General features: G+C 70.2%; 19 protein-coding genes. 11 read left to right on the top strand and 8 right to left on the bottom strand.

Annotation, left to right across the window (positions count from 1 at the left end; all coding sequences use genetic code 11):
* Window positions 1-11: 11 nt before the first annotated feature.
* From DA075_RS24125 to lptF, 3 genes are read right to left on the bottom strand one after another with little or no spacing between them, the layout of a single operon-like run.
* The gene (locus tag DA075_RS24125) at window positions 12-2,681 is read right to left on the bottom strand and encodes an LPS-assembly protein LptD (RefSeq protein ID WP_232387289.1); all 2,670 of its coding nucleotides are present in this window, start codon (window positions 2,679-2,681) and stop codon (window positions 12-14) included.
* Complete coding sequence (gene lptG / locus DA075_RS24120) at window positions 2,681-3,769, bottom strand: LPS export ABC transporter permease LptG (RefSeq protein ID WP_099955377.1); 1,089 nt, start codon at window positions 3,767-3,769, stop codon at window positions 2,681-2,683. The genes DA075_RS24125 and lptG overlap by 1 nt, the downstream gene beginning before the upstream one ends.
* A gap of 5 nt (window positions 3,770-3,774) precedes the next feature.
* Window positions 3,775-4,941, bottom strand: coding sequence for an LPS export ABC transporter permease LptF (gene lptF / locus DA075_RS24115; RefSeq protein WP_099955376.1), 1,167 nt, complete (start codon window positions 4,939-4,941; stop codon window positions 3,775-3,777).
* Window positions 4,942-5,186: 245 nt separating this feature from the next.
* Between lptF and DA075_RS24110 the strand changes: the two genes are divergently transcribed.
* The 5 genes from DA075_RS24110 to DA075_RS24090 all read left to right on the top strand — a co-directional run bounded on the left by DA075_RS24110 (window position 5,187) and on the right by DA075_RS24090 (window position 11,588).
* Window positions 5,187-6,698: a leucyl aminopeptidase gene (locus DA075_RS24110; RefSeq protein WP_099955375.1), complete on the top strand. Its 1,512-nt coding sequence runs from the start codon at window positions 5,187-5,189 to the stop codon at window positions 6,696-6,698.
* Entirely contained in the window at window positions 6,695-7,429 is a 735-nt protein-coding gene (locus DA075_RS24105; protein WP_244936312.1) for a hypothetical protein, read from the top strand. The genes DA075_RS24110 and DA075_RS24105 overlap by 4 nt, the downstream gene beginning before the upstream one ends.
* Before the next feature lie 65 nt (window positions 7,430-7,494).
* Window positions 7,495-9,210: an AMP-binding protein gene (locus DA075_RS24100; RefSeq protein ID WP_269153920.1), complete on the top strand. Its 1,716-nt coding sequence runs from the start codon at window positions 7,495-7,497 to the stop codon at window positions 9,208-9,210.
* A 185-nt stretch (window positions 9,211-9,395) separates the two neighbouring features.
* On the top strand, window positions 9,396-10,508 hold the full coding sequence (locus DA075_RS24095) for a CobW family GTP-binding protein (RefSeq protein ID WP_099955374.1): 1,113 nt from the start codon (window positions 9,396-9,398) through the stop codon (window positions 10,506-10,508).
* A gap of 123 nt (window positions 10,509-10,631) precedes the next feature.
* Window positions 10,632-11,588 carry a GNAT family N-acetyltransferase gene (locus tag DA075_RS24090; RefSeq protein WP_099955373.1) on the top strand — a complete coding sequence of 319 codons (957 nt, stop codon included), beginning with the start codon at window positions 10,632-10,634 and terminating at the stop codon, window positions 11,586-11,588.
* Between the two features lie 24 nt (window positions 11,589-11,612).
* Here DA075_RS24090 and DA075_RS24085 read toward each other — a convergent pair whose 3' ends face one another.
* The 5 genes from DA075_RS24085 to DA075_RS24065 form a co-directional block, all read right to left on the bottom strand.
* A complete protein-coding gene (locus DA075_RS24085) occupies window positions 11,613-11,942 on the bottom strand; it encodes an HPr family phosphocarrier protein (RefSeq protein ID WP_099955372.1) in 330 nt (109 codons plus the stop codon).
* 157 nt (window positions 11,943-12,099) lie between these two features.
* Entirely contained in the window at window positions 12,100-12,501 is a 402-nt protein-coding gene (locus DA075_RS24080; protein ID WP_048432106.1) for a PTS sugar transporter subunit IIA, read from the bottom strand.
* An 88-nt stretch (window positions 12,502-12,589) separates the two neighbouring features.
* Complete coding sequence (locus DA075_RS24075) at window positions 12,590-13,039, bottom strand: HPr kinase/phosphorylase (RefSeq protein WP_099955371.1); 450 nt, start codon at window positions 13,037-13,039, stop codon at window positions 12,590-12,592.
* Window positions 13,040-13,057: 18 nt separating this feature from the next.
* Window positions 13,058-14,806, bottom strand: a complete 1,749-nt coding sequence (locus tag DA075_RS24070) for a stimulus-sensing domain-containing protein (protein WP_414468148.1) — start codon at window positions 14,804-14,806, stop codon at window positions 13,058-13,060.
* A gap of 163 nt (window positions 14,807-14,969) precedes the next feature.
* Window positions 14,970-15,686, bottom strand: a complete 717-nt coding sequence (locus DA075_RS24065; protein ID WP_048430384.1) for a response regulator transcription factor — start codon at window positions 15,684-15,686, stop codon at window positions 14,970-14,972.
* Between the two features lie 316 nt (window positions 15,687-16,002).
* On the opposite strand from DA075_RS24065, the gene DA075_RS24060 reads away from it, so the two are divergent.
* The 6 genes from DA075_RS24060 to DA075_RS24035 all read left to right on the top strand — a co-directional run bounded on the left by DA075_RS24060 (window position 16,003) and on the right by DA075_RS24035 (window position 25,010).
* Entirely contained in the window at window positions 16,003-16,770 is a 768-nt protein-coding gene (locus tag DA075_RS24060) for a HugZ family pyridoxamine 5'-phosphate oxidase (protein WP_099955370.1), read from the top strand.
* 229 nt (window positions 16,771-16,999) lie between these two features.
* Window positions 17,000-18,610 (top strand): phosphoenolpyruvate carboxykinase, encoded by a 1,611-nt coding sequence (locus DA075_RS24055; RefSeq protein ID WP_099955369.1) that lies wholly within the window; start codon window positions 17,000-17,002, stop codon window positions 18,608-18,610.
* Window positions 18,611-18,707: 97 nt separating this feature from the next.
* Window positions 18,708-19,796, top strand: coding sequence for an NAD(P)/FAD-dependent oxidoreductase (locus DA075_RS24050; protein ID WP_099955368.1), 1,089 nt, complete (start codon window positions 18,708-18,710; stop codon window positions 19,794-19,796).
* 150 nt (window positions 19,797-19,946) lie between these two features.
* Window positions 19,947-21,752, top strand: coding sequence for a translation elongation factor 4 (gene lepA / locus DA075_RS24045; protein ID WP_099955367.1), 1,806 nt, complete (start codon window positions 19,947-19,949; stop codon window positions 21,750-21,752).
* Between the two features lie 459 nt (window positions 21,753-22,211).
* Window positions 22,212-23,609, top strand: a complete 1,398-nt coding sequence (locus DA075_RS24040; RefSeq protein ID WP_244936310.1) for a TadE/TadG family type IV pilus assembly protein — start codon at window positions 22,212-22,214, stop codon at window positions 23,607-23,609.
* Between the two features lie 111 nt (window positions 23,610-23,720).
* Entirely contained in the window at window positions 23,721-25,010 is a 1,290-nt protein-coding gene (locus DA075_RS24035; RefSeq protein WP_099955365.1) for a glutamate-5-semialdehyde dehydrogenase, read from the top strand.
* The last annotated feature ends 2 nt before the right edge of the window (window positions 25,011-25,012 follow it).

The raw sequence follows: 25,012 nt of genomic DNA, 5'->3' as shown, positions 1-25,012 counted from the left end.
CATGGGACCCGTCACCGGGCCGTGGCGATGCCGTCCGCCGTCGTGGTGGTGCTGAGGTTCTGGCGGAAATTCGCCTCGCCGAGGGTGCGCAGCTCGATCCGCAGCAGGAAGGTGCGGTTGCGCTCGCGCAGGCCCGACGCCGTCTCGATCGGCGAGGACAGGTAGTTCAGCGAGATCGTGGTGCACTCGTCGCGATAGCCGAAGCCGAGGCCCGACGAGGAGACGTAGAACTTGTCCGCCTTGTCGTAGGTCGGCGCCGTGCCGACCGGGTTGAGGAAATAGGCCTGGGCCGCGGTGGCGTAGAACTCGCGCACCTGGAGGTAGTGCGAGAGGTCGAACAGCACCGAGCCGGTCACGAACCAGTTCGGCGTGATGTTGTAGAGGGCCGAGGCCTGGAGGCCCTCGCGGCGGCGATCGTAGCCGAGCTCGGGCTGCGCCTCGTAGCGGGCATAGATCAGCGAGGTCTCGAGGGGCAGGAACGGCGCGAACTTCGCCGTGATCCCGCTCTCGAAGCGCTTGAGCGCGAAGGTGGCGTTGTCGAACCGGGCCCGGGTGATGAAGCTGATGTTCTGGTTCGGCGAGACCTGGAAGCGCGAGACGAAGTCCGAGCGAGTGGTCTCGAGGCCGGAATCGCGTCCCACATTGGCGATGTCACCGCGGCGGAACGAGTTGACGCCGGCGAGCGCGATCGACTCGCCGAACATCGCGTTCATGTAGAAGCCGTTGCGGCCGGTGATCGAGTACTCGGCGCCCAGATTGGCGCGCACGCCGCCCTCGACCCGGTCGTAGCCGGAGAACTTGTCCCACTCGAACAGCGAGGTGTCGTCGAAGACGAGGCTCTGGGCGTCCTCGTTCGGCAGGCGGCCGATATGGGTCTCGCTCGGCCGCGCGATGACCTGGACGATTGGAGACACCGTGTGGACTCCGAGCGGGCCCATATCGGCGACGAAGGGATAGCGGTATTCGAGGCCGACCGCCGGCATCACCCGGCCGGAGAAGTTCGATTCCGGCGAGAAGAGGTTCGTGACCTCGGGATTCTGGTAGCCGGTCGTGTTCGGGTTCACGAAGAACGCGTCGCCGCGCAGGTAGGCGAAGGGCTGCCAGCGCTGGCCGAATTCGTCCGTGAAGGTGCGCCGCCACGACACCTGGGCGGTCGCCCGGGTGGTGTCGCCGGCCAGCCCGCTCACCAGGCACTGCCCGCGCTCGAACACCGAGCAGGTGCTGTAGAGCGGGAACGAGATGCCGTTGACGCTCGGGCTGAGCAGGTAGGTCCCGGTGCGCGGGATCTGGGTGTACTGCGTCGCGTCCCGGGTCAGGTGCGTGAAGTTGGCCTGGAACCGCACCTCGCCGCCGATCGGGTCCGGCCCGTCGCGGCGCTTGTCGTAGTCGATCACCGGGGCGACGATCGGCTGCTGCTTCTGCCAGTCGTAGGTCGACAGGCCCTTGAAGTAGTAGCCCCGCGCCTCGAACCACGAGCGGTCGCCCTGGCCGATCAGGTAGGCGGTCGAGACCGCCTCGCGGAAATAGTCCGTGCTGATCGTCTGGTTGCGGATGCGGTAATTGTCGAGGAACCATTTGTCGGTGACGCCGACGACGTCCCAGCCGGCGCGCCAGTTCTGGCCGAGGTAGAACTGGCCGGCCGATTCGATCGAGCCGCGGAAGTCGCGGTCGCCCGAGCCGAGGGGCCCGGGCAGGAAGGCGCTCGGCGTCGACTGGAAGATGCCGCTGACCCGGACGTTGTAGAAGCCGTTGGCCAGCCGCTGGCGCCACTCGGCCTGGCCGAGCACCCCCTGCTTCGACAGGAAGGTCGGCTCGACGGTGAGGTCGTAATCGGGCGCGATGTTCCAGAAGAACGGCGTGCCGATGCCGTAGCCGAGCACGTTCGAGGACACGAAGTGCGGCGCCAGGAAGCCGGTATCGCGGCGCACCGTCGGGTCGGGCGAGTAGAAATAAGGCAGGTAGGCGATCGGGATCCCGGCCACTTCGAGGTACGAGTCCTCGTAGTAGATCCGGCGCTCCTCGTTGTTGTGGATGATCCGCGCCGCCTTGACCTGCCACAGGGGCGGCCGCTCGGGATGGTCCTTGCACGGCTCGCAGGCGGTATAGGTGCCGTACTCGAAGGTCGTGGTCTCGCCCTCGATGCGCTCCGCCCGCGGGGCGGAGAACCGCACCCGGGCCGGGCGGCCGCGCTGCTCGATGGTCTGCTGGATGCGCAGCGAGTCGATGAAGCCGGACTTGAAGTCGTCGGTCAGCTCCATCCGGTCGCCGGTGACCACCGCGCCGGTCTCGTCGGTGAGGCGGACATTGCCCTCCGCGAAGACCCGTCCGGTGTTGCGGTCGTAGCGCACGCGGTCGGCCAGCAGGGTGCGCGGGCCGTAATGCAATTCGGCATTGCCGACGGCCGAGACCGTGTTGCGGTCGTTGTCGTAGACGAGCTCCTTGGCCTCGACGAGCAGGCGCTCATCGCCGCTGCCGGGCTTGCCCTGGTTCTTGGCGGAGCGCGCCGCCAGGCGGTCGTTGAGCGTGCCCTGCGCGTGCGCAGGCCCGCCCGCGCCCACCGTCACGGCGGCAGCCAGCAGAACCGTCAGGGATCCCGTGACCGCGGCGCCCGCAGCCTTACGCACGACTCGACCCATCCCCGCACCCGCTATGCCCGCGCCGCGTCTCCGGAGGTTGGGCATCAGCCGTCCTCCAGATGCAGAAGCGCGAGCGTTCCGAGAAGACTCCCTACCACGGCGGGGAACCACGCCGCCACCGGCGCCGCGACCAATCCAGAGGCGCCGAGGCCCTCCATCACCTGGCGTGCCACGTAGAGCACGAAGCCCGCCGCGACGCCGCCGAGCACCATCTTGCCGATGCCACCAAAGCGGAAGAACCTTAATGAAACCGATGCCGCCACCAGCACCATCGCCAGGAACAGCACCGGACGGGCCATCAGCACGTCGTACTGCAGACGGTAACGCGTGGCGTCGAGTCCCGCCCGCTCGGTCCGGGCGATCGTCTGGCGGAGTTGCCAGAAAGGCACGGATTCCGGCGGGGTGAAGCGCTGGCGCACCTGCGAGGGGTCGAGCGTCGAGGCGATCAGGTAGGTGTCGTAGCTCTGCGGCTCCTGATCCATCCCCTGCACCCGCACGTCCTGCAATTCCCAGTAGCCGTCATGCAGGGTGGCCCGGGCCGCCTGCATCTCCTGGGTGAAGGCGCCCGCTTCGTCGAAGGTGAAGACCGCCACGCCGGCGAGCGTCGTGGTGCCCTCGATCGCGGTCTCGGCCCGGATGATCGCCTGGCCGTCGAGGCTGCGCTGGCGGATCCACAGGTCCTTGCCGGAGGCGGCCTTCGCGGATTTGGCGAAGATCTTGGCCTCGATCTCGGTCGAGCGCTGCTTCAGCTCGGCCGAGACCGGGTTGTAGACCCCGACCGTGAAGGCGCCGATGCCGAGCGCCACCAGGGCGCCGGGCTGCAGGAACTGCCAGGCCGAGATGCCGGCGGCCCGCGCCACTACCAGTTCGAGCTTGCGGCTGAGCTGGAGCAGCGCCGCCATGGCGCCGAACAGGATCGCGAAGGGCAGCACCTGCTCGGCCACCGCCGGGGTGCGGAACAGCGCGAGCCGCGCCATCACGGCGGCCGAGGCGCCCTCGGCATCGCCGGCGCGCCGCATCAGCTCGACGAAGTCGAGGGTGTAGACGAGGGCGAAGACCGTGAGGAAGACCCCCAGGATCATGCGCAGGAAGCGCGCCGCCAGGTAGCGGCCGAGGGTGACGCCGATCAGCATCGTCGTCAGCCCGCCCGTGCCCGCAGGACCGGGACCGCCCCCGAGAAGCGGCGCAGCCGCGCGGCCACGCCCGCGTTGAAGGCCCGCACCCGGTTGCCCTGGGTGGCGACGAGGAGCGACAGCGCGATCGCGACGAGCGGCACGGCGTAGACCGCCGTCACGGCTCCCTGGCTGCGCACCGCCGCGCTCGCCGCGGCGAAGCCCGCGATGCGCAACCCCACCACGGCGGCGATGGCCCCCGCGACGGCGAGGCCCCGTCCCTGGCGGGTGGTGCGCGGGTCGCCGAGCGCCGCGAAGGCGATCAGCCCGAGCGCCAGCGGGTAGAGCCAGGAGGACAGCCGGTCGTGCAATTCGGCCCGGAAGCGGCCCTTGGTCAGCTTGTAGTAGGTCTCGTCCGGGTTCGGGAACATCAGCTGCACGGTCGAGCGCTCGCGCGGCTTGTAGATCGTGTCGGCATCGGGCGGCGTGAACGCCGCGAGGTCGACGGCGTAGCGCTGGAAGGTGATGATCGAGGTGTCGCGGCTGCCGGGCTGCTGGCGGTGGATGCTGCCCTTCTCGAGCACGAGGTAGGTCTGCCCGTCGAGATCGACCGCCTGGCCGCGCTCGGCGAGGTAGACCACCGTGCGGCCGGCCTCGCGCCGGTCCTGCATGAAGATGCCGAGCAGCGCCCCGTTCGGCGCCCGCTCGCGGAAGTGGAAGGTGATGCCGCTGTCCAGCGTGGTGAACTGCCCCTCCTTGACCACGTTGGCGATGAAGTCGCCGCGCACGCGGGTGAGCACGTCGCGCAGCTCCTGGAAGCTCGACGGCATCACCTGGATGGTCAGGAAACCGATCGCCGCACTGACGAGGAGGGCGAGCGTCAGGAACGGCCGCATCAGGTGGCGCGGCGACATGCCCGCCGCGCTCATCACGATCAGTTCGGAATCGCCGTTGAGCTTGTTCAGCGCGTAGACCACCGCGATGAACAGGGCGACCGGCGCGATCACGGTGATCAGGGTGGGCAGCGACAGGCCGGTGATCAGGAAGAAGATCAGCAGGGTCTGGCCCTTGGCGGTGATCAGGTCCAGCTCGCGCAGGGCCTGCGTCACCCAGATCACGCCGGTGAGGCCGATCAGGCACGACAGGAAGGCCCCGAAGGCGATGCGGAAGATGTATCGCTCGATCTGTCTCATCGGCCGGCTGCGGTCGGGCCCCCTCCCGCGTCGATGCTGGTTAGGCGCCCCCCGCCGGCCGCACAAGCACCGGGTGCTCTCAAGCACGGCAAGTGCGGCCTTTTGCGGGCGGGCGCGCCCGGCCCGCCACACTTGGTCCGCGTTACTTGGCCCGCGTTGCGTTCTCCGGCATCCCGCCGCTACACAGGATCGACGCGGCGCCCATCGTGAGACGCGCGATCCAAGGACGGGACGAAAGCAACGCCATGGCGGACGGCATCAGCATCGAGATCGAATCCCTCGCCGCGTCCGGCGCGCAGGCCAAGCCCGGCGGCGACCTCGTGCTGTTCGTCGGCGAGGACCTCGCCCTGTCGCCCCGGGCGGCCGAGATCGCCGGGCCCGGCGCGGCCGAGCTGGTGGCGCGCGGGGCGAGCGTCGAGCGGTTCAAGGGCAAGGCCCAGAGCGCCCTGGTGCTGACCGCTCCCTCCGGCCTCGCGGTCGAGCGGCTGGTGGTGATCGGCACCGGCGCGGAGGAGGCTTCCGCCCGCGACTGGGCGGCCCTCGGCGGCTACACCTCCGGCAAGCTCGGCAGCCGCTCGGCCACGGTCGTGCTCGAATGGCCCGGCACGGCCCCGAGCTCGGACGAGGTCGCGGCCTTCTCGCTCGGCGCGCGGCTTCGCGCCTACAGGTTCGACCGCTACAAGAGCAAGAAGTCGCCCGAGGGCGAGGAGAATGGCGGGGGAGGGCGCCTGACCCTGCTGGTGCCGGAGAATGCCGGCCTGAAGAAGGCCCTTCGCGGGGCCGAGGGCCTGGCCGAGGGCGTGATCCTCGCCCGCGAACTCGTCAACGAGCCGCCGAACGTCCTCGACCCGGAAGAATTCGCCCGCCGCGCTTCGGCGCTCGAGAAGCTCGGCGTCGAGATCGAGGTCCTCGACGAGAAGGACATGAAGAAGCTCGGCATGCGGGCGCTGCTCGCCGTCGCGCAGGGCTCGGCCAAGGAGGCCCGGGTCGTCATCATGCGCTGGAACGGCGGCGAGGACGCCTCCGAGGCGCCGGTGGCCTTCATCGGCAAGGGCGTGACCTTCGATTCCGGCGGCGTCTCCATCAAGGGGAGCGGCGGCATGGAGGACATGAAGGGCGACATGGCGGGCGCCGCCTGCGTCGTCGGCCTGATGCATGCGCTCGCGAGCCGCAAGGCCAAGGTGAACGCGCTCGGCGCTATCGGCCTCGTCGAGAACATGCCCGACGGCAAGGCCCAGCGCCCCGGCGACATCGTGACCTCGATGTCGGGCCAGACGATCGAGATCATCAACACCGACGCGGAAGGCCGCCTGGTGCTCGCCGACGTGCTCTGGCACGTGCAGCAGACCTACAAGCCCCGCTTCATGATCGACCTCGCGACCCTGACCGGCGCGATCCTGGTGGCGCTCGGCCAGGAATTCGCCGGCATGTTCTCGAACAACGACGAACTCGCCCAGCGCCTCTCGGCCGCCGGCGAGGCCACCGGCGAGAAGGTCTGGCGGATGCCGCTGGCGCCCGGCTTCGACAAGCTGATCGAGTCGAAATTCGCCGACATGAAGAATACCGGCGGCCGCCACGGCGGCTCGGCCACGGCGGCGCAGTTCCTCAAGCGCTACGTCAACGACGTGCCGTGGATCCACCTCGACATCGCCGGCGTCGGGATGGGCTCGCCGGCGACCGAGCTCAACCGCTCCTGGGGTTCGGGCTGGGGCGTGCGCCTCCTCGACCGGCTCGTGCGCGACCATTACGAGGCGTGAGCCCGCTCGCCGGCGCCCTTCCGGGCGCCGCCCCGGCGGGGGTCGCCTCCCGGCCGGGGCGCTTCGCCGCCCTCCTGCCCCTCGGGGCGGCGCTCGCCGTGGTGGCGCTCGCCGCCGCGGCGGGGGTGACGCAAGCCAGCCTCGACGCGGCCGGGTTCGGCCAGTGGACCTACGGCTTCTTCGCCGACCGCTACCCGCTGTTCTTCGCAGCCATCGCCTATGGCGTCGTGCGGGTGGCGCTCCTGCCGCTCGTGGCGCCGAAATGGCGCGGCTGGCTCGGCGCGCTCCTGGGGGCCGCCCTCGTCATCGTCCTGTCGCTGCACCCGACCTATGGCGGGCTCGTGCTGCGGGCCGGCTTCTCGGTCGGCGGCGTCGCCTTCCTGTCCGGCCAGCCGCTGGCGCTGGCGCAGGGGCTCGGCGCCGTGGCGGCGGCCTCGCTGCTCGGCGCTGCCTTGGGTCTCGCCGCCCTGGTCGCGCGGGGCCTGCCGCGTCGGGGCAGCTGGGGCCGGGCTCTCGTCCGCGGGCTCCTGCGTTTCCTGGCTTTGGCCTGGGCGCTGGGCGTGCTGGCATCGGCCCGGGATCTCGGCTTGTCCGGCTTCCCGCGCTCAGCCCTTTCCGGTGCGCAGGCGGGGTTGGCCATGGGAATCGTGCTCATGGCGTTCCTGCCGCACGCACTCCTCGGCCTCGTCCGGCCCCGCGCGTCGGTTGAATCCACTCCGGGGAGACGCTAACCCGAAGGCAAGCTGGAGCCCCGAGGGCATTCGTGAGGCATCCGGCGCCGGGGAGGGTGGAGTTCATGGGCAAGGGGCCGAGCGCGATGGAACCGAACACCCCGCCGCGGCCCTGGCTCGCCGCCTATCCGGCCGGCGTTCCGGCGGAGATCGAGACCGAGCGTCTCGGCACCCTCGTCGAGCTGATCGAGACCGCCACGCAGCGTTTCGCCGACCGCCCGGCGATCACCTGTTTCGGCGCCTCCCTGACCTATGCCGCCCTGCGGCGCGAAGGCGAGGCGATGGCGGCCTTCCTGCAGTCACAGGGAATCGGCAAGGGCGACCGGGTCGCCCTGATGATGCCGAACGTGCCGGCCTTTCCCATCGCCCTCGTCGGCGTGCTGCTCGCGGGCGCCACGGTCGTCAACGTCAACCCGCTCTACACCCCGCGCGAGCTGACCCACCAGCTGCGCGATGCCGGCGCCCGGGTTCTGGTCGTGCTGGAGAATTTTTGCCATACGGTCGCCGAGGCGTTGCCGGAACTGCCCGGCCTCGAGCGGGTGGTGGTGGCCGGCGCCGGCGACGGGCTCGGGCTGAAGGGCTCCCTCATCACGCTCGCGGCGCGCCACCTCAAGAAGGCGGTGCCGGACTTCGCCTTGCCGCCCGAGCGCCGGACTGACTTCAAGGCGGCGCTCGCCGCCGGGCGCCGCGCCACGTTCCGGCCGGTCGCGGTCGGTCCGGACGATCTCGCCTTCCTGCAATATACCGGCGGCACCACCGGCGTCTCGAAGGGGGCGATGCTCACGCATCGCAACGTCGCGGCCAATGTCGAGCAGAGCCGGGTCTGGTTCCGCATGCGCGACGACGAGGGGCCGGGCCGGGTGATGGTGACGGCCCTGCCGCTCTACCACATCTTCGCGCTGACCTGCTGCTTCTTCTTCATGATGCGGCTCGGCGCCTGCTGCCTCCTGGTGCCGAACCCGCGCGATATCGGCGGCTTCGTGAGCCTCTTGCGCAAGAGCCGCTTCACCAACCTGTCCGGCGTCAACACCCTGTTCAACGCCCTGCTCAACCACCCGGACATTGCCAAGGTCGACTGGTCGCGGCTCGAATACGCCATCGCCGGCGGCATGGCGATGCAGGCGCCCGTGGCCCGGCGCTGGAAGGCCGTGACCGGCAAGCCGGTGATCGAGGGCTACGGCCTGTCCGAGACCTCGCCGGTGGTCTCGATCAACCCGCCGGACCTGCACGACTGGTCGGGCACGATCGGCTACCCGGCGCCCTCGACCGAGGTGTGCATCCGCGACGCCGAGGGCACCACCCTGCCCGCCGGCCAGCCCGGCGAGCTCTGCGTGCGCGGGCCGCAGGTGATGGCCGGCTACTGGGGCCGGCCCGACGAGACGGCCCGGGCGATGACCCCGGACGGCTTCTTCCGCACCGGCGACATCGCCTTGATCGAGCCCGACGGCCAGGTCCGCATCGTCGACCGGATGAAGGACATGATCCTGGTCTCGGGCTTCAACGTCTACCCGAACGAGGTCGAGGACGTGCTCGCCGCCCATCCGGGCGTGCTCGAAGTGGCGGTGGTCGGCGAGCCCTCGGCGGAAACCGGCGAGAGCGTCGTCGCCCACGTGGTCCGGCGCGACCCCGACCTCACCGCGGAGGCCCTGCGGGCCCATGCCCGGGAGGGCCTGACCGCCTACAAGGTGCCCCGCCGCTTCGTGTTCCGCGACAGCCTGCCGAAGACCAATGTCGGCAAGGTCCTGCGGCGGGCGCTGCGGGACGGGGAGCCGGTGGGGTAGCGCGCCGCTCCGGAACCCGCCGCCGCAGAGCCGGGGCCGCCCCGGCAGAGGATGAGCACGAGCCGGCCTGTCTGCCGGCGGTCGGGCTGGACTCTGCCGCCGTCCCACCCTCGACATCCACCCCACCCATCCCGCATGTCCATCGGGCTCCCCATCTCCGGACCTCCGTCCACCGAGACCGCCCCATGACCGACGCCCCCGGCCGCCCGACCCCGATCCCGCTCACGATCCTCACCGGCTTCCTCGGCGCCGGAAAGACCACCTTGCTCAACCGGCTGCTGCGCGCGCCGGAACTCGCCGACACGGTGGTGATCGTCAACGAGTTCGGCGAGGTCGGGCTCGATCACCTGCTGATCGAGACGGTGGACGAGGGGATGATCCTGCTCGGGGCCGGCTGCCTGTGCTGCACCGTGCGGGGCGACCTGATCGCGACCCTCGAGGACCTGCTGCGCAAGCGCGACAACGGGCGGATCCAGCCGTTTCGCCGGGTGGTGATCGAGACCACCGGCCTCGCCGACCCGGCGCCGATCCTGCACGCGCTGCTCTACCATCCCTACGTGGCGATGCGGTACGCGCTCCAGGGCGTGGTCACGGTGGTCGATGCGGTGAACGGCGACGGTACCCTCGACGCGCATCCGGAGGCCCTGCGCCAGGCCGCCGTGGCGGACCGGCTGGTCGTAACCAAGACCGACCTCGCGGGCGATCGGGCCGAGACCCTGCGCGCGCGCCTGGGCCGGATCAATCCGGGCGCCGCGATCCTGGCGCCGGAGGCGCCGGCGGACGAGATCCTCGGCGGCCTGTTCGACCTCGACGGCAAGGTGGCCGACGTGCGGGCCTGGCTCGGGGCGGAGAGCCGGCACCACGAGCATCACCACCCTCACGGTCACGACCAGCACCACGGCCATCACCACCACGACGTCAACCGGCACGACGCGGCGATCCGGGCCTTCCACCTGGTGAGCGACGAGCCGGTGCCGCGTGCGGCCTTCGAGATGTTCCTCGACCTGCTGCGCTCGGCCCACGGCCCCAAGCTCCTGCGGCTGAAGGGGCTGGTGGCGCTTGCCGACGATCCCGGCCGTCCGGTCGTGGTGCACGGGGTGCAGCACGTCGTGCACACGCCCGCCACCCTGCCGGCCTGGCCCGACGGCGACACCCGCTCGCGGCTGGTGCTGATCGTGCGCGACCTCGATCCCGCCTTCGTGCGGCGGCTGTGGGACGCTTTCCTGGGCCGGCCGGCGATCGATGCGCCGGACGCTGCGGCGCTGACCGGCAACCCGCTGGCGATCCCGGGCGGCTGATCGGCAGTGCCGGTCCCGCGCTGGGCCGGCACGGCGCTTGAAGGGCCTCCCCCGGCACGGCCGCTGGGGCCGCGCCCCTGTCCCATTCCGGGACGGGTGACCCGGAACGAGGCTGCGACGAGCATGTCCTTCACGCTGATCGAGGGCGGGCGGGCCGACGCGGTGAGCCTGCGGGCGGAGCTGCGCCATCCCTCCTCGCTGCGCGAGCCCGAGGTGGAAGCCTGGCGCAGCCTGATGGGCCGTGCCCTCGAGCCGAGCGTCTACGCCGATCCCGATTTCACCCTGACGGTGGCGCAGCACCTCGCCGACGGGCAGACCCTGGCCCTGCTGCTGGTGTGGCAGGAGGGCCTGCGCGCCCCGATCCTCCGCGGCGTGCTGCCGCTGCGGCTTCCGGCGCGGCAGGGCCTGGCCGGCCGCGCCCGGCTGTGGCGCCTGCCGCTCGCCGGCACCGCCGAGGCAGCGGTGGATGCCGACCACACCGCTTCGGTCCTGCGCGCAGCCCTCGACCACCTGCGCCGGTCGCCGCTCCGGCTCGTCGACCTGCACTGGCCGGACCTGCGGCCGGATTCCGGCCTCGCGGTCGCCCTCGGCGAGGCCGCGGGCAGCACAGGGCGCCGCCTCGCGGTGACGGATCAGGCGGAGCTGCCGGCGCCCGATCCGGCTCCCCTGACCCTGCCGGCCGGCCGGACTTCGCTGGAGCGGGTGCGCGACCCGGTGCGCCTGCGCGATGCGGTCGAGCAAGTCCTGGTGCTGGACGCGCGGCGCGGCCCCGGCAGCCTGCTGGCCGACCCGGCAGCGGCGACGGCCTTCCGCGTGGTGACCCGGCGCTTCGCCCACCGGCGGCAGGCCTGCGTCGATCTGGTGCGGCGGGACGGGGAGGTGGTGGCGGCGGCCGTGCACCTCGCGACCGGGCGGCACGACACGATCTGGCGCCAGGCCGGCCTCTGCCTGGCACAGGGCCCGGTGCCTGCGCCGGTGCCCGCCCGCATCGAGGCGGTGGTCACCATGGAGGCAGCCGGCATCCCCCGGCCGAAGCCGGGGCGGACGGGATTGCGCCGCCTGCTGCGCCTGCGGGCCTGACGGTCCCCGCCGGAATCCGAAGGGCTATTCGTCCTCGCCGAAGCGGTTGGCGAGGAGGGCGGTGATCGCCTCCATGCAGGAATCCTGGTCGGGCCCCAGCGCCGTGACCCGGATGCTGGTTCCCTGCGCGGCCCCGAGGGTCAGCAGGCCCATGATCGAGCGCCCGCCCACCGTCTCGCCGCCCCGGCTCACCGTCACCTCCGAGCCGAATCTTTCCACTGTCTGGACGAACTTGGCGGAAGCCCGGGCGTGCAGGCCGCGGCGGTTGATGATCGGCAGGTCGCGGGCGCTGGCGCCCTCAGGGATCGGCGGCAGCTCGCCGTCCTGGTCGTCTGTGTCGGAAAAGGGCGTCATCGATCGGGGCACCTGCTCGGAGCCGGTTCGGACCGTGCCTGCGGTCGTCCGGCTCTCGCGCGCATCATGGGTCAGCGGCCGGTTACGGTAACCGGGCGTCCGCAGAAAGCTAGAGCGGATGGTGCGGGAATCGAGGGCGCGGAGCCGCCCGGCCGGCCTATTTGCCGGCGAGCACCCGCGACGCGACGTTGATGTATTTGCGCCCCGCCTCCTGGGCGTGGAGCACCGCCTCGCCCAGGGATTCCTCGTCGCGCACGCTGGCGAGCTTGATCAGCATCGGCAGGTTGATGCCGGCGACCACCTCGACCGAGCCGCCATTCATGCAGGAGAGCGCGAGGTTCGAGGGCGTGCCCCCGAACATGTCGGTCAGCACGACGACGCCGTCGCCGGAATTCACCCGGCACACCGCCGACATGATGTCCTTGCGACGGACCTCCATGTCGTCCTCGGGGCCGATGGTGATCGTCTCGAGCTGCTCCTGCGGCCCGACGACGTGCTCCAGCGCGGCCTTGAATTCCGTCGCGAGCAGGCCGTGGGTGACGAGCACCATTCCAATCATCGACACGAGTTCCGACGCCCCGTTGGAGCCGAGCCGCCATTTTGTGCAGCGCAAAGGCGAGCGCAAGAGCAATACGGCGAAATCCGCATCATTCAGTCATCATCATGACACGGAGGCGGCGCCAACGCCACAGCACCGTTGCGGCCCGGCCCGGGTCTGGCGACAGGACCATCCTGGGCAATGCCACCTCCCGGAGATGGATCGTCTCCGCCCCCTCGTCGGGCATCCGCGGGACGCTCCCCTCGAGGTCGACGACGAGGCGCAGGACCGCCGAAGGCACCGTGGCGTCAACGGGTTGCAGGCCGAGGCCGCGGATCTCCAGGAGCCCGGCCAGGGCCGGGTGCGGGGTCGCGACGAGGCGTCCGTGCCGCTGCGTCAGGGTCACGCGGTCGTCGCCCACGAGGGCCGCGAAGATGCCCGAGATAGCGCCGAGCCCCAGGAGGTCACGCACCAGGGTCGATTTGCCGCTCCCCGCCGGACCGCGGATCAGGATTCCGTCCTCCCCCAGCACCACGCAGCTGGCATGAACGGCGGCCATGGCCCTGTTACCCACGCCTCAGCGGCTCTGGGCCGGGATGCGGACGATGAAGCGGGCGCCCAGCACCGCCGGCTCGCCATCCTCAGCCAACGGCCCGAGGCGGTTCTCGGCCCGGATCGTGCCGCGATGGGCCTGCACGATCTGGCGCGAGATCGAGAGGCCGAGGCCCGAATTCTGCCCGAAGCCCTGCTCAGGCCGGTCGGTGTAGAAGCGCTCGAAGATCCGCTCCAGGGCGTGGGGCGGGATGCCGGGCCCGTCATCCTCCACCGTGAGCTCGACGGCGTTGCGCCGGCGCCGCAGCGTCACCCGCACGCTGGCGCCCTTCGGCGAGAACGAGCGGGCATTGTCGAGCAGGTTGTTGACGACCTGGCCGAGCCGGCTGTCGTGGCCGAGGATCGCGAACGGGTCCTCGAGGCCCGCGGGGGACGGCTCGACCGTGAGGTCGATGGCGGCATCGCCCCGGCGCCGGCGCTCATTGGCCACCGACACCACCGTGGTGATGAGCTTCTTGAGGTCGACGCGGCCGGCCTCGGCCCGGGCCAGCTCGGCGTCGAGGCGCGAGGCGTCGGCGATGTCGCTGATCAGCCGGTCGAGGCGCTTCACGTCGTGCTGGATCACCTGCATCAGCCGGCCGCGCGATTCGTCGGTCTTGGCCAGCGGCAGGGTCTCGACGGCGCTGCGCAGCGAGGTGAGCGGGTTCTTCAGCTCGTGCGAGACGTCGGCGGCAAAATTCTCGATCGCGTCGAGACGGCGGTAGAGCGCCTGGGTCATGTCGCGCAGCGCCCCCGAGAGGTGGCCGATCTCGTCGGTGCGCCGGGTGAAGTCCGGGATCTCCTGGCGCGACTTGATGCCGGTGCGCACCCGCTCGGCGGCCTCCGCCAGCCGCCCGACCGGGCCGACGATCTGGCCGGCGACCAGCATCGACAGCACCACCATCACGAGGGCCGCGATGATGAACACCTGCAGCAGCGAGAAGCGTTCCGCCGCGATGATCTTGTCGATGTCGCCTTCCTGGGTCGAGAGCAGCAGGGCGCCCCGGACGGTGCGGCCGCGCTGGATCGGCACCGCCACCGACACGATGGTCTCGCCCGGGCCGTTGCGGCGCACCAGCGTGCCGCGGGCGCCGGCCAGCGCGCGCTGCACTTCCGGCAGGGTGCGCCCGTCGGCCGGGCCCGGCTCGTCCGCCGCGGAGGGGCGGCCGAGACCCGGCACATGGGTGCGCACGGCGTTCCAGGCCTGCTCGATCAGGCTCGGGCGCTCCTTGCGCGTCGGGGGCGGGTCGCGGCTGAGGTCGCCCCGGATGTAGAGGCCGCGCGAATCGATCAGCATCGTGCCGTCGCGGTCGTAGACCCGGGCGCGGGTGCCGGTGGGCGTGATCAGGCGGCGCAGGAGCGGAGCCACCCGCTCCGGGTTGAGGGAGAATTCGAGCCCCGACGGCGTCTCGTCGCTGAAGGCGCCGCCCTCGCCGGCCTGCAGCTGGAGCAGGCGGTCGGGGTCGATGGTGATCGCGTCGGTGTCGACGGTCGCCGAGGCCGCGATGGCGCCGGCGATAATGTCGCCCTGCGTGAGCAGGCTCTGCACCCTTGCCTCGATCAGTCCCTGGCGGAACTGGTTCAGGTAGAGGAAGCCGAGAAGCAGCGCGATCAGCCCGGCGAGGTTCAGGACCACGATGCGCCGGGTCAGGCTCGAGGCGAAGCGCTGCGCGATCCAGCGCCGGACCGTCCGCAGGCCGAACGGCTCGCGCGCGGCCTCCGCATCCGGGTCGATCTCGCTCGACGGCTTCAGGGCCGGACCGCCGAGGAGGCGGCCTTTGGCCAATCCCCTGGTGGCAAGCAGGCGGCGCACGGCGCCGAGAGCCGATCCGTCGCTCACGCGGGCCAATCTCTGGAAGCCAGGTCTCTGAAATCGAAGTCGCTGACGGTCAAGTGTCTTACATTTCCTTGAAGCGGTAACCGACGCCGTACAGCGTCTCGATCATGTCGAAGCTGTTATCGGTCACCTTGAACTTCTTGCGCAGGCGCTTGATGTGGCTGTCGATGGTGCGGTCGTCGACGTAGACCTGGTCGTCGTAGGCCGCATCCATGAGGGCGTTGCGGCTCTTGACGACGCCGGGGCGCTGGGCGAGCGCCTGCAGGATCAGGAACTCCGTCACGGTCAGCGTCACCGGCTCGCCCTTCCAGGTGCAGGTGTGGCGCTCCGGGTCCATCATCAGCTGGCCGCGCTCCAGCGAGCGGGCGGCCGCCGCCTCCGCCTCGCGGGCCGAGGCGCCGGGCCCCGCCTCCTTGGCGGCGAAGCGGCGCAGGACCGCCTTGACCCGCTCGACCAGCAGGCGCTGCGAGAACGGCTTCCGGATGAAGTCGTCGGCGCCCATCTTGAGGCCGAACAGCTCGTCGATCTCCTCGTCCTTCGAGGTCAGGAAGATCACCGGCAGGTCGGATTTCTGGCGCAGGCGGCGCAGCAGCTCCATCCCGTCCATGCGCGGCATCTTGATGTCGAAGATCGCGAGGTCGGGGGGCGAGTGCTTCAGCCCGTCGAGGGCGGAGGCGCCGTCGGTATAGGTCTGGATCCGGTACCCCTCGGTCTCCAGGGCGATCGACACGGAGGTCAGGATGTTGCGGTCGTCATCGACGAGGGCGATGGTCGGCATGGGCATTCCCTGGGGCGCGGGCGTCGCCCGCAGGACGCACCGGCCCTGCTGAACGCCACCCGACTGGACCCGGTTCCGGGCCAGATCTCGCGTGGCGCGGCCCCGGTCCCAATAAAGGCTGGACAGTGGCCGCGACGCCACGATTCGGACTCCCTTAAGGCCATCCCGCCAAAAAAGCGAGCACCCGTGGCGAGACCGCCACAGAGAGGGCCAGGTCCGGGCTCGCGAGCCACGGCGTCGCACGGCCTGGACGGGCCTGCGGGACGGCGCCAAGGTAAGCTAGCTGACGACGCGCGCGGGGCGAAGGGAAAAGGGCATGGCGGAGGGAGACAGGAAGCAGGCCGCGCCGCTGCCGGCCGCCGAGGCGCCGTTCGACGCCGTCGGCCTCGCCAAGTCCTTGCTGCGGAAAGTGCGCTCGGGCGCTCTCGCGACCCTGGAGCGGGAGGGTGGCGCGCCCTTCGCATCGCTCGTCACCGTGGCGACGGATCTCGACGGGGCGCCGCTCCTGCTGCTCTCGCGCCTCTCGGCCCATACCCTCAACCTGGAGGCGGATCCGCGCTGCTCGCTCCTGCTCAGCTCCGGCGGCAAGGGCGACCCGCTCGCCCATCCGCGCCTGACCGTGACGGGGACCGCCGAGCGCAGCGATGAGGCGCGGGTCAGGGCCCGCTTCCTCGCCCGCCACCCGAAGGCCGCGCTCTACGCCGATTTCCCGGACTTCGCCTTCTTCCGGCTCGCGGTCCGGGCCGGCCACCTCAATGGCGGCTTCGCGAAGGCGGCGACGCTGAAGCCGGCCGAACTCCTCACGGACCTGTCCGGGCTCGAGGCGCTCCCCGAGTCGGAGCCCGGCGCGGTCGCCCACATGAACGAGGATCATGCCGACGCCGTCGCGCTCTACGCCACGCGGCTCGCCGGCGAGGAGCCCGGGCCGTGGCGGCTGACCGGGTTCGATCCGGAGGGGCTCGACCTGATGGCCGGCGACCGCACCGCCCGCGTCGCGTTCCCGGAACGGCTGGCCAGTCCTGCCGCCTTGCGTCCAGCTCTGGTGGCGATGGCGGCGCAGGCTCGCGCTGTCCCCAGCTCATGACACAAAGTCGAGCGTGTCACGGCGACGCCACGCGAATTCGATTGAACCGTGAAGTTTCGCCACCTACTAAAGCAGCCCATCGAGGTCGCCTTGATCGGCCTCGGCGCGGGGGCGCGCGACCTGCTAGGACTGGCATGGTCGCCGCACCGGACGCGAGCGTAAGTCAATCGGCCCGATCCGGACCGGCAGACGGCCGGGCTCCCCGCGGTCGGCGCCAGGAGGAACAGGCGTGAACGACATCGGCGTATTCAACGAGGCGTTCGGCGCCGACAGGATCGGCTTCCGCAACCTCAAACGCGTCAACTGGAACCTTGAGGCTCCGAGCCTCTACGAGCACGCGCTGCAGCGCGGCGAGGCGCAGCTGGCCGCCGGCGGCGCCCTGGTCGCCGAGACCGGCATCCATACCGGCCGCTCGCCCAAGGACAAGTTCGTGGTCCGCGACGCGGAGACCGAGAACGAGGTCTGGTGGGAGAACAACGGCGGCATCACCCGGCCCCAGTTCGAGACCCTGCTGGAGGATTTCCTCGCCCATGCCGAGGGCAAGGAGCTGTTCGCCCAGGATCTCGTCGGCGGCGCCGAGGCCGGCCACCGGGTGCGGACCCGCGTCTTCACCGAATATGCCTGGCACTCGCTGTTCATCCGCAACCTGCTGATCCGCCCGGAGCGCGAGACCCTCGCCGGCTTCGAGCCGGAGCTGACCATCATCGACCTGCCGAGCTTCCGCGCCGATCCGGCCCGGCACGGCTGCCGCAGCGAGACCGTCATCGCGGTCGATTTCTCGCGCAAGATCGTGCTGATCGGCGGCACCTCGTATGCCGGCGAGATGAAGAAGTCGGTCTTCACATACTTGAACTATGTGCTCCCCAGAGCGGGCGTGATGCCGATGCACTGCTCGGCCAATGTGGGCCACGAGGGTGACTCGGCGCTGTTCTTCGGCCTGTCGGGCACCGGCAAGACCACCCTGTCCTCCGACCCGAACCGCGTGCTGCTCGGCGACGACGAGCACGGCTGGAGCCCGAAGGGCATCTTCAACTTCGAGGGCGGCTGCTACGCCAAGACCATCCGCCTGTCGCGGGAGGCCGAGCCCGAGATCTACTCCACCACCGAGCGCTTCGGCACCGTGATGGAGAACGTCGTCATCGATCCGGTCACCCGCCTGCCGGACTTCGACGACGCCTCGCGCACCGAGAACACCCGCTGCGCCTACCCGCTGCCCTTCATCAGCAACTCGAGCGCCACCGGCCAGGCCGGGCACCCGAAGAACATCGTCATGCTCACCTGCGACGCCTTCGGGGTGCTGCCCCCGATCGCCAAGCTGACCGGCGCCGAGGCGATGTACCACTTCCTCTCGGGCTACACCGCCAAGGTGGCCGGCACCGAGAAGGGGCTGAAGGGCCCGGAGGCGACCTTCTCGACCTGCTTCGGCGCGCCGTTCATGCCGCGTCATCCCTCGGTCTACGGCAACCTGCTGCGCGACCTGATCGCCCGTCACCACGTCGATTGCTGGCTGGTCAATACCGGCTGGACCGGCGGCGGCGTCGGCACCGGGCGGCGCATGCCGATCCGGGTCACCCGCCGGCTGCTGACCGCGGCCCTCGACGGCTCGCTCGCCAAGGCGGATTTCCGCCGCGACCCGTATTTCGGCTTCGCGGTCCCGACCTCGGTGCCGGGCGTCGAGCCGCACATCCTGTACCCGGTCAAGACCTGGCAGGACAAGGCGGCCTTCGCCGAGACGGCCAAGAGCCTGGTCGAGATGTTCCAGAGCAACTTCAAGCGCTTCGAGGCCCATGTCGATGCCGACGTGCGGGCCGCCGAGCCGACCATGTCGATCGCGGCGTAACGCGCGCGAGCGGTCGCCAGAGGGCCCCTCTCCCCGGAGAGGGGCCCTTTTTCGTTGTACAAGCCCAAACGAAGAAACCTGAAGGGAGGAGCGGCCGATGATGGTGCTCGTCGTCGGTGCCGGCGTGGTCGGCCTCGCGATCGGTCGGGAACTGGCCCTGCGCGGCCACGAGGTGATCGTGGCGGAAGCGGAGGGCGGGATCGGGACCGGCGTGTCCTCGCGCAATTCCGAGGTGATCCATGCCGGGATGTACTATCCGACCGGTTCGGCGAGAGCGCGCCACTGCGTCGAGGGCCGGCGCCGGCTCTACGCCTTCTGCCAGAGCCACGGGGTGCCCCACGCGAAGATCGGTAAGCTGATCGTCGCGGCGACCGAGCCCGAGGGCGCCAAGATCGCGGCGATCCATGCGCAAGGGGTCGAGAACGGCGTCGAGGGCCTGTCGCTCCTCGACGGCACGCAAGCCCGGCGGCTCGAGCCGAACCTGACCTGCAACGCGGCCCTCCTCTCGACCGAGACCGGCATCGTCGACAGCCACGCCCTGATGCTGGCGCTCCAGGGTGACATCGAGGGGGCGGGCGGGGCGCTCGCCTTCAACACCCCGATCTCCCGCCTGACCCGCGCGCCCGAGGGCTGGGTCGCCCGGTTCGGCGACGACGAGGAGATCACGGTCGACGCCGTGGTGAATGCCGCGAGCTTCGGGGCGCAGGGGCTCGCCCGGGCGACCGAGGGCTATCCGCCGGACCGGGTGCCGCGCCTGGTGCTCGCCAAGGGCAATTACTTCGGCTGCACCGGCCGGCCGGCCTTCTCGCGGCTGATCTACCCGGCCCCGGTCGAGGGGGGGCTGGGCATCCACCTCACCCTCGACCTCGCCGGCCGGATGCGCTTCGGCCCCGATGTCGAGTGGATCGACGCGCCCGATTACGAGGTCGATCCCGGCCGCGGCGCCCTGTTCTATGCCGCCATCCGCCGCTACTGGCCCGCGCTCCCCGACGGGGCCCTGGTGCCCGATTATGCCGGCATCCGCCCGAAACTGTCCGGCCCGGGGGAGGGGGCCGCCGACTTCCTCATCGACGGCCCGGCCGAGCACGGGCTGCCGGGGCTGGTGCATCTCTTCGGCATCGAGAGCCCGGGGCTGACGTCGAGCCTGTCGCTGGCGGAGGATGTGGCGGACCGGCTGGGGGCGTGACGGGGGCTGCGCACTCGTCTCGACGCCGCCGCGGCCGGCAGCCGCCTTGTTGCCGGCCTGACCCGCTGCTATCTCGCGCCTTCGAGGATTTCCGAAAACCCCCGTGCGCCGCGTCCCCTGCTGCGCCTGCGCGCCGGAGACAGCCACACGATGACCGCGTCCCCCATCGACAACATCCGCAATTTCTCGATCGTCGCCCATATCGACCACGGCAAGTCGACGCTCGCCGACCGGCTGATCCAGATCACCGGCGCTGTCGCGGCGCGCGACATGAGCGAGCAGATGCTCGACTCGATGGACATCGAGAAGGAACGCGGCATCACCATCAAGGCGCAGACCGTGCGCCTCGAGTACAAGGCGCAGGACGGGCGCGATTACATCCTCAACCTGATGGACACTCCCGGCCACGTCGACTTCGCCTACGAGGTGTCGCGGTCGCTCGCCGCCTGCGAGGGCTCGCTGCTGGTCGTCGACGCCTCGCAGGGCGTCGAGGCGCAGACGCTGGCCAACGTCTACCAGGCGCTCGACGCCAACCACGAGATCGTCCCGGTCCTCAACAAGATCGACCTGCCGGCGGCCGAGCCCGACCGGGTCAAGGAGCAGATCGAGGAGGTGATCGGCATCGACGCCAAGGATGCGGTGCCGATCTCGGCCAAGACCGGCCTCAACATCGAGGCGGTGCTGGAGGCGATCGTCACCCGCCTGCCGCCGCCGAAGGGCGACCGGACCGCGCCGTTGAAGGCGCTGCTGGTCGATTCCTGGTACGACGTCTATCTGGGCGTCGTGGTGCTGGTGCGCATCGTCGACGGCGTGCTCAAGAAGGGCATGACGATCCGCATGATGGGGGCGGACGCGGCCTACGGCGTCGAGCGCCTCGGCGTGTTCCGGCCCAAGATGCAGGACGTCTCCGAGCTCGGTCCCGGCGAGGTCGGCTTCTTCACCGGCTCGATCAAGGAGGTGGCGGACACCCGCGTCGGCGACACCATCACCGAGGACAAGCGCCAGACCAAGGAGGCGATGCCGGGCTTCAAGCCGGTGCAGCCGGTGGTGTTCTGCGGCCTGTTCCCGGTCGATGCCGCCGACTTCGAGAACCTGCGCGGCGCGATGGGCAAGCTGCGGCTCAACGACGCCTCGTTCTCCTACGAGATGGAGACCTCCGCGGCGCTCGGCTTCGGCTTCCGCTGCGGCTTCCTCGGCCTCCTGCACCTCGAGATCATCCAGGAGCGGCTGGAGCGCGAGTTCAACCTCGACCTGATCTCGACCGCGCCGAGCGTGGTCTACCACCTCAACATGCAGGACGGGGAGCAGCGTGAGCTGCACAACCCGGCCGACATGCCCGACGTGATGAAGATCGATACGATCGAGGAGCCGTGGATCCGCGCCACGATCATGACGCCGGACGAGTATCTCGGCGGCGTGCTCAAGCTGTGCCAGGACCGGCGCGGTACCCAGATCGACCTCAACTATGTCGGCAAGCGCGCCATGGTCGTCTACGACCTGCCGCTCAACGAGGTGGTGTTCGACTTCTACGACCGGCTGAAGTCGATCTCGAAGGGCTACGCGTCGTTCGACTATCACATCTCGGATTATCGCGAGGGCGACCTCGTGAAGATGTCGATCCTGGTGAATGCGGAGCCGGTCGACGCGCTGTCGATGCTGGTGCACCGCACCCGCGCCGAGAGCCGCGGCCGGGCGATGTGCGAGAAGCTGAAGGACCTGATCCCGCGCCACCTGTTCCAGATCCCGGTCCAGGCGGCGATCGGCGGCAAGATCATCGCCCGCGAGACCATCCGGGCCCTGTCGAAGGACGTCACCGCCAAGTGCTACGGCGGCGACATCTCCCGCAAGCGCAAGCTCCTCGACAAGCAGAAGGAGGGCAAGAAGCGCATGCGCCAGTTCGGCAAGGTCGAGATCCCGCAGGAAGCCTTCATCGCCGCCCTCAAGATGGACAGCTGACCCGCAGGAACGGATCGGTTCGCGAAGCGAGCGCCGCCGGCCGTCCGGCGGCGTTTCTGTTCATGCCCTATGACCCCTGCAACGGCATCCGCCGTGGCGGCATCGGCATAAGGATATCATTCCTATTATACCCTCGCGCCTTGGCATCGACACGTCGATGCCAAGGCGTCCGGCGCATCAGCGCCGACGCCCGTTCGGGCTGAGCCAGCGCCTTGGAACGGATCCGTTCGAAGGCGCGGCGGTATGATGCAACCTTGTGCTGCAGCCGGCCGCCAAAGCTAACGCAACGATCAGGAAACTAAAAAAGTAAATACCCCTTTACATTGCGTCATATGACGTAAGGTGACTTTAACTCGTTCCAGGCAAACTGCGCCGAGTGTGGAAGTTGGGCTGCTTGGCAAGATGATTCGGTACGGATTCGCTCACTGCAACCGGTTCGCGGCGGATCGTGCGGCGAGCGTGGTGCTCATTTTCGCCCTCGTCGCTCCCCTCCTGCTCGGCATGGTCGGTCTCGGCATCGACTACGCGTCCTGGGTGCTGCAACGGACGATGCTGCAGCAGGTGGCCGATGCCGCGGCCCTCGCGGTCGCGTCCGATCTCCAGGTGTCCGGCGCGAGCCCGCACCGCATGCAGTCCCTGGCGCAATCCTACGTCGACAGCGCCGTGAAGGTGGAGCGCGGCGACGGGCGGGTCGCCGTGGCGACCGTGGCGGTGATCCGTGAGCGCCCGGGCGGACCCTTCGTGCCGGCCAGGTGGATGCATGGCGAGGTGCCGCCGACCGGGGTCAGGGTGACACTGACCCAGCACAAGCGGGCGATCATGAGCCGTCTGGTGACGCCGCATCTCACCGACATCGCCGTCTCGGCCACTGCCGAGGCTGTCAACTCGTCCAAGCTCTGCGTCTTGGGTCTGGCGTCGGGAGGGATCCAGGCGATCCAATTGAGGAACAGTGCCAGGATCGAAGCCGACGACTGCGTCGTGTACTCCCTGTCACCCAGTGCCGTGGGACTCTCGGGAAGCGATCGGAGCGTCGTCACGGCGACGAGAACCTGCGCGGTCGGCGGCTACCAGGGAGGACATGCGAACTTCAGGCCGCTCCCGGTCACCGGTTGCCCGACCCTCAAGGACCCGCTCGCCGGCCGGCCGGCACCACCGGTCGGAAGCTGCATCGCCAATGACCTGGCGCTCACGGATGGCACCTACACGCTCTCGCCGGGAACGTATTGCGGTGGCCTTTCGATCGGGGGAGGTGCCGAGGTGACGTTGCGACCGGGTATCTACGTGATGAAGGATGGTCCGCTTGTCGTCGGCCCGCCTGGGCAACGGACCGAGGTGGAGACGATCTGCAGGCCACCGTCGCTTACGTTGGGTTTCGTGACGGCGGTAGCGCTAATCAATATCTGCAAACAGGCGATAAATGTCAGAACGCGCGGCTACATGAAGGGAGATGGCGTCGGCTTCTATTTCACGGGCAATATCGCGTGGCCCAAAGTGCGGACCATGCAGCCATTGCTTCTCCAACCGAACTCCGTCGTCGAGCTGACGGCGCCACGCGACGGGGACATGGCTGGCCTGCTGTTCTTCGAGGATCGCGCCGCGCCGGTCGGCCGATCGTTCGAGGTTCTCAGCAACAGTGCGCGGCGCCTCGTCGGCACGATCTACCTGCCGCGAGGTACCTTCTCCGTGCAGACCAATCAGGTGGTGGCCGATCAGTCCGAGTACACCGCGATCGTCGCCAACCAGATCTTCCTGTCGAACAGCCCGCGCCTCGTGATCAACACCCGCTACAGCGCGACCGACGTGCCGGTGCCCAAGGGACTGGGACCGAGGAGCGGCTCGGTCGGACTGGCGAATTGACGCTCCGCTTGTCGCCGCGCTCGCGGGCGTGGCATGAGAAGGGCCCGACCGACGCGCCGCCCGGCAAGGGCGGCCGAAACGCCGCCGTGATGGCGGCCAGGATGACGATCCGTGTCCGTGCTGAGCCTGAAGCCCCGTCCCGAGGATGTCGACGCGCTGATGCGCGAGATCGGCAGGCAGGCCCGCGCCGCCGCCCGCCGGATGGCTCTGGTCCCAGGCCCGGCCAAGGACGAGGCCCTGCGGGAGGCCGCACGCTCCTTGCGCGACGCGGGCGCGGCGATCCTCGAGGCCAATGCCGCCGACATGGCGGAGGCGCGGGCCAAGGGCCTGCCCGCCGCCACCCTCGACCGCCTGGCGCTGAACCCCGCCCGGATCGAGGCGATCGCGCAAGGCCTGGAGAGCGTCGCCGGCCTGCCCGATCCGGTCGGCCGCACCCTCGCGACCTTCGAGCGGCCGAACGGCCTGACGATCGAGCGGGTGGCGACGCCGCTCGGCGTCGTCGGCGTGATCTTCGAGAGCCGCCCCAACGTCACGGCGGATGCCGGCGCGCTCTGTCTGAAGGCCGGCAACGCCGCGATCCTGCGCGCAGGCTCGGAGAGCCATCGCAGCGCCACAGCGATCGCGACCGCGATGGGCGAGGGGCTGACCCGCAGCGGCCTGCCGGCGGATGCGATCCAGCTCGTGCCGACCCGCGACCGGGCGGCGGTCGGCGCCATGCTCACCGGCCTCGACGGCGCCATCGACGTGATCGTGCCCCGCGGCGGCAAGGGCCTGGTGGCCCGGGTGCAGGACGAGGCGCGGGTGCCGGTCTTCGCCCATCTGGAGGGGATCTGCCACGTCTTCGTGCACGCGGCCGCCGACCTCGCCATGGCCCGCACCATCGTGCGCAACAGCAAGCTGCGCCGCACCGGCATCTGCGGCGCCGCCGAGACCCTGCTGGTCGACCGCGCCTGCGCCGGCACCTATCTCAGCCCCCTGGTGACCGACCTCCTGGAGGCCGGCTGTGCCGTGCGCGGCGACGAAGGCGTGCAGGCGGTCGATCCCCGGGTGACGCCGGCGACCGAGGAGGATTGGCGCACCGAGTATCTCGACGCGATCATCTCCGTCCGGGTGGTGGACGGGCTCGAGGCCGCCATCGACCACATCGAATCTTACGGCTCGCACCACACCGACTCGATCCTAACCGAGGACCAGGCGGCGGCGGAGCGCTTCCTGGCGGAGGTCGATTCGGCGATCGTCGTCCACAACGCCTCGACCCAGTTCGCCGATGGCGCCGAGTTCGGCTTCGGCGCCGAGATCGGCATCGCCACCGGGCGGATGCATGCCCGCGGCCCGGTCGGCGTCGAGCAGCTCACCACCTTCAAGTACCGGGTCCGCGGCACCGGGCAGATCCGCCCGTGACG

The sequence above is a fragment of the Methylobacterium currus genome (genome assembly GCF_003058325.1).
Taxonomy (GTDB): domain Bacteria; phylum Pseudomonadota; class Alphaproteobacteria; order Rhizobiales; family Beijerinckiaceae; genus Methylobacterium; species Methylobacterium currus.
This window is presented reverse-complemented; position numbering and strand designations above follow the sequence as displayed.

Excerpts from the sequence above, each read along its gene's own strand:
- DA075_RS24125 (WP_232387289.1), bottom strand. The coding sequence starts at position 2,681 with ATGCCCAACCTCCGGAGACGCGGCGCGGGCATAGCGGGTGCGGGGATG.
- lptG (WP_099955377.1), bottom strand. The coding sequence starts at position 3,769 with ATGCTGATCGGCGTCACCCTCGGCCGCTACCTGGCGGCGCGCTTCCTG.
- lptF (WP_099955376.1), bottom strand. The coding sequence starts at position 4,941 with ATGAGACAGATCGAGCGATACATCTTCCGCATCGCCTTCGGGGCCTTC.
- DA075_RS24110 (WP_099955375.1), top strand. The coding sequence starts at position 5,187 with ATGGCGGACGGCATCAGCATCGAGATCGAATCCCTCGCCGCGTCCGGC.
- DA075_RS24100 (WP_269153920.1), top strand. The coding sequence starts at position 7,495 with ATGGGCAAGGGGCCGAGCGCGATGGAACCGAACACCCCGCCGCGGCCC.
- DA075_RS24095 (WP_099955374.1), top strand. The coding sequence starts at position 9,396 with ATGACCGACGCCCCCGGCCGCCCGACCCCGATCCCGCTCACGATCCTC.
- DA075_RS24090 (WP_099955373.1), top strand. The coding sequence starts at position 10,632 with ATGTCCTTCACGCTGATCGAGGGCGGGCGGGCCGACGCGGTGAGCCTG.
- DA075_RS24085 (WP_099955372.1), bottom strand. The coding sequence starts at position 11,942 with ATGACGCCCTTTTCCGACACAGACGACCAGGACGGCGAGCTGCCGCCG.
- DA075_RS24080 (WP_048432106.1), bottom strand. The coding sequence starts at position 12,501 with ATGATTGGAATGGTGCTCGTCACCCACGGCCTGCTCGCGACGGAATTC.
- DA075_RS24075 (WP_099955371.1), bottom strand. The coding sequence starts at position 13,039 with ATGGCCGCCGTTCATGCCAGCTGCGTGGTGCTGGGGGAGGACGGAATC.
- DA075_RS24065 (WP_048430384.1), bottom strand. The coding sequence starts at position 15,686 with ATGCCGACCATCGCCCTCGTCGATGACGACCGCAACATCCTGACCTCC.
- DA075_RS24060 (WP_099955370.1), top strand. The coding sequence starts at position 16,003 with ATGGCGGAGGGAGACAGGAAGCAGGCCGCGCCGCTGCCGGCCGCCGAG.
- DA075_RS24050 (WP_099955368.1), top strand. The coding sequence starts at position 18,708 with ATGATGGTGCTCGTCGTCGGTGCCGGCGTGGTCGGCCTCGCGATCGGT.
- lepA (WP_099955367.1), top strand. The coding sequence starts at position 19,947 with ATGACCGCGTCCCCCATCGACAACATCCGCAATTTCTCGATCGTCGCC.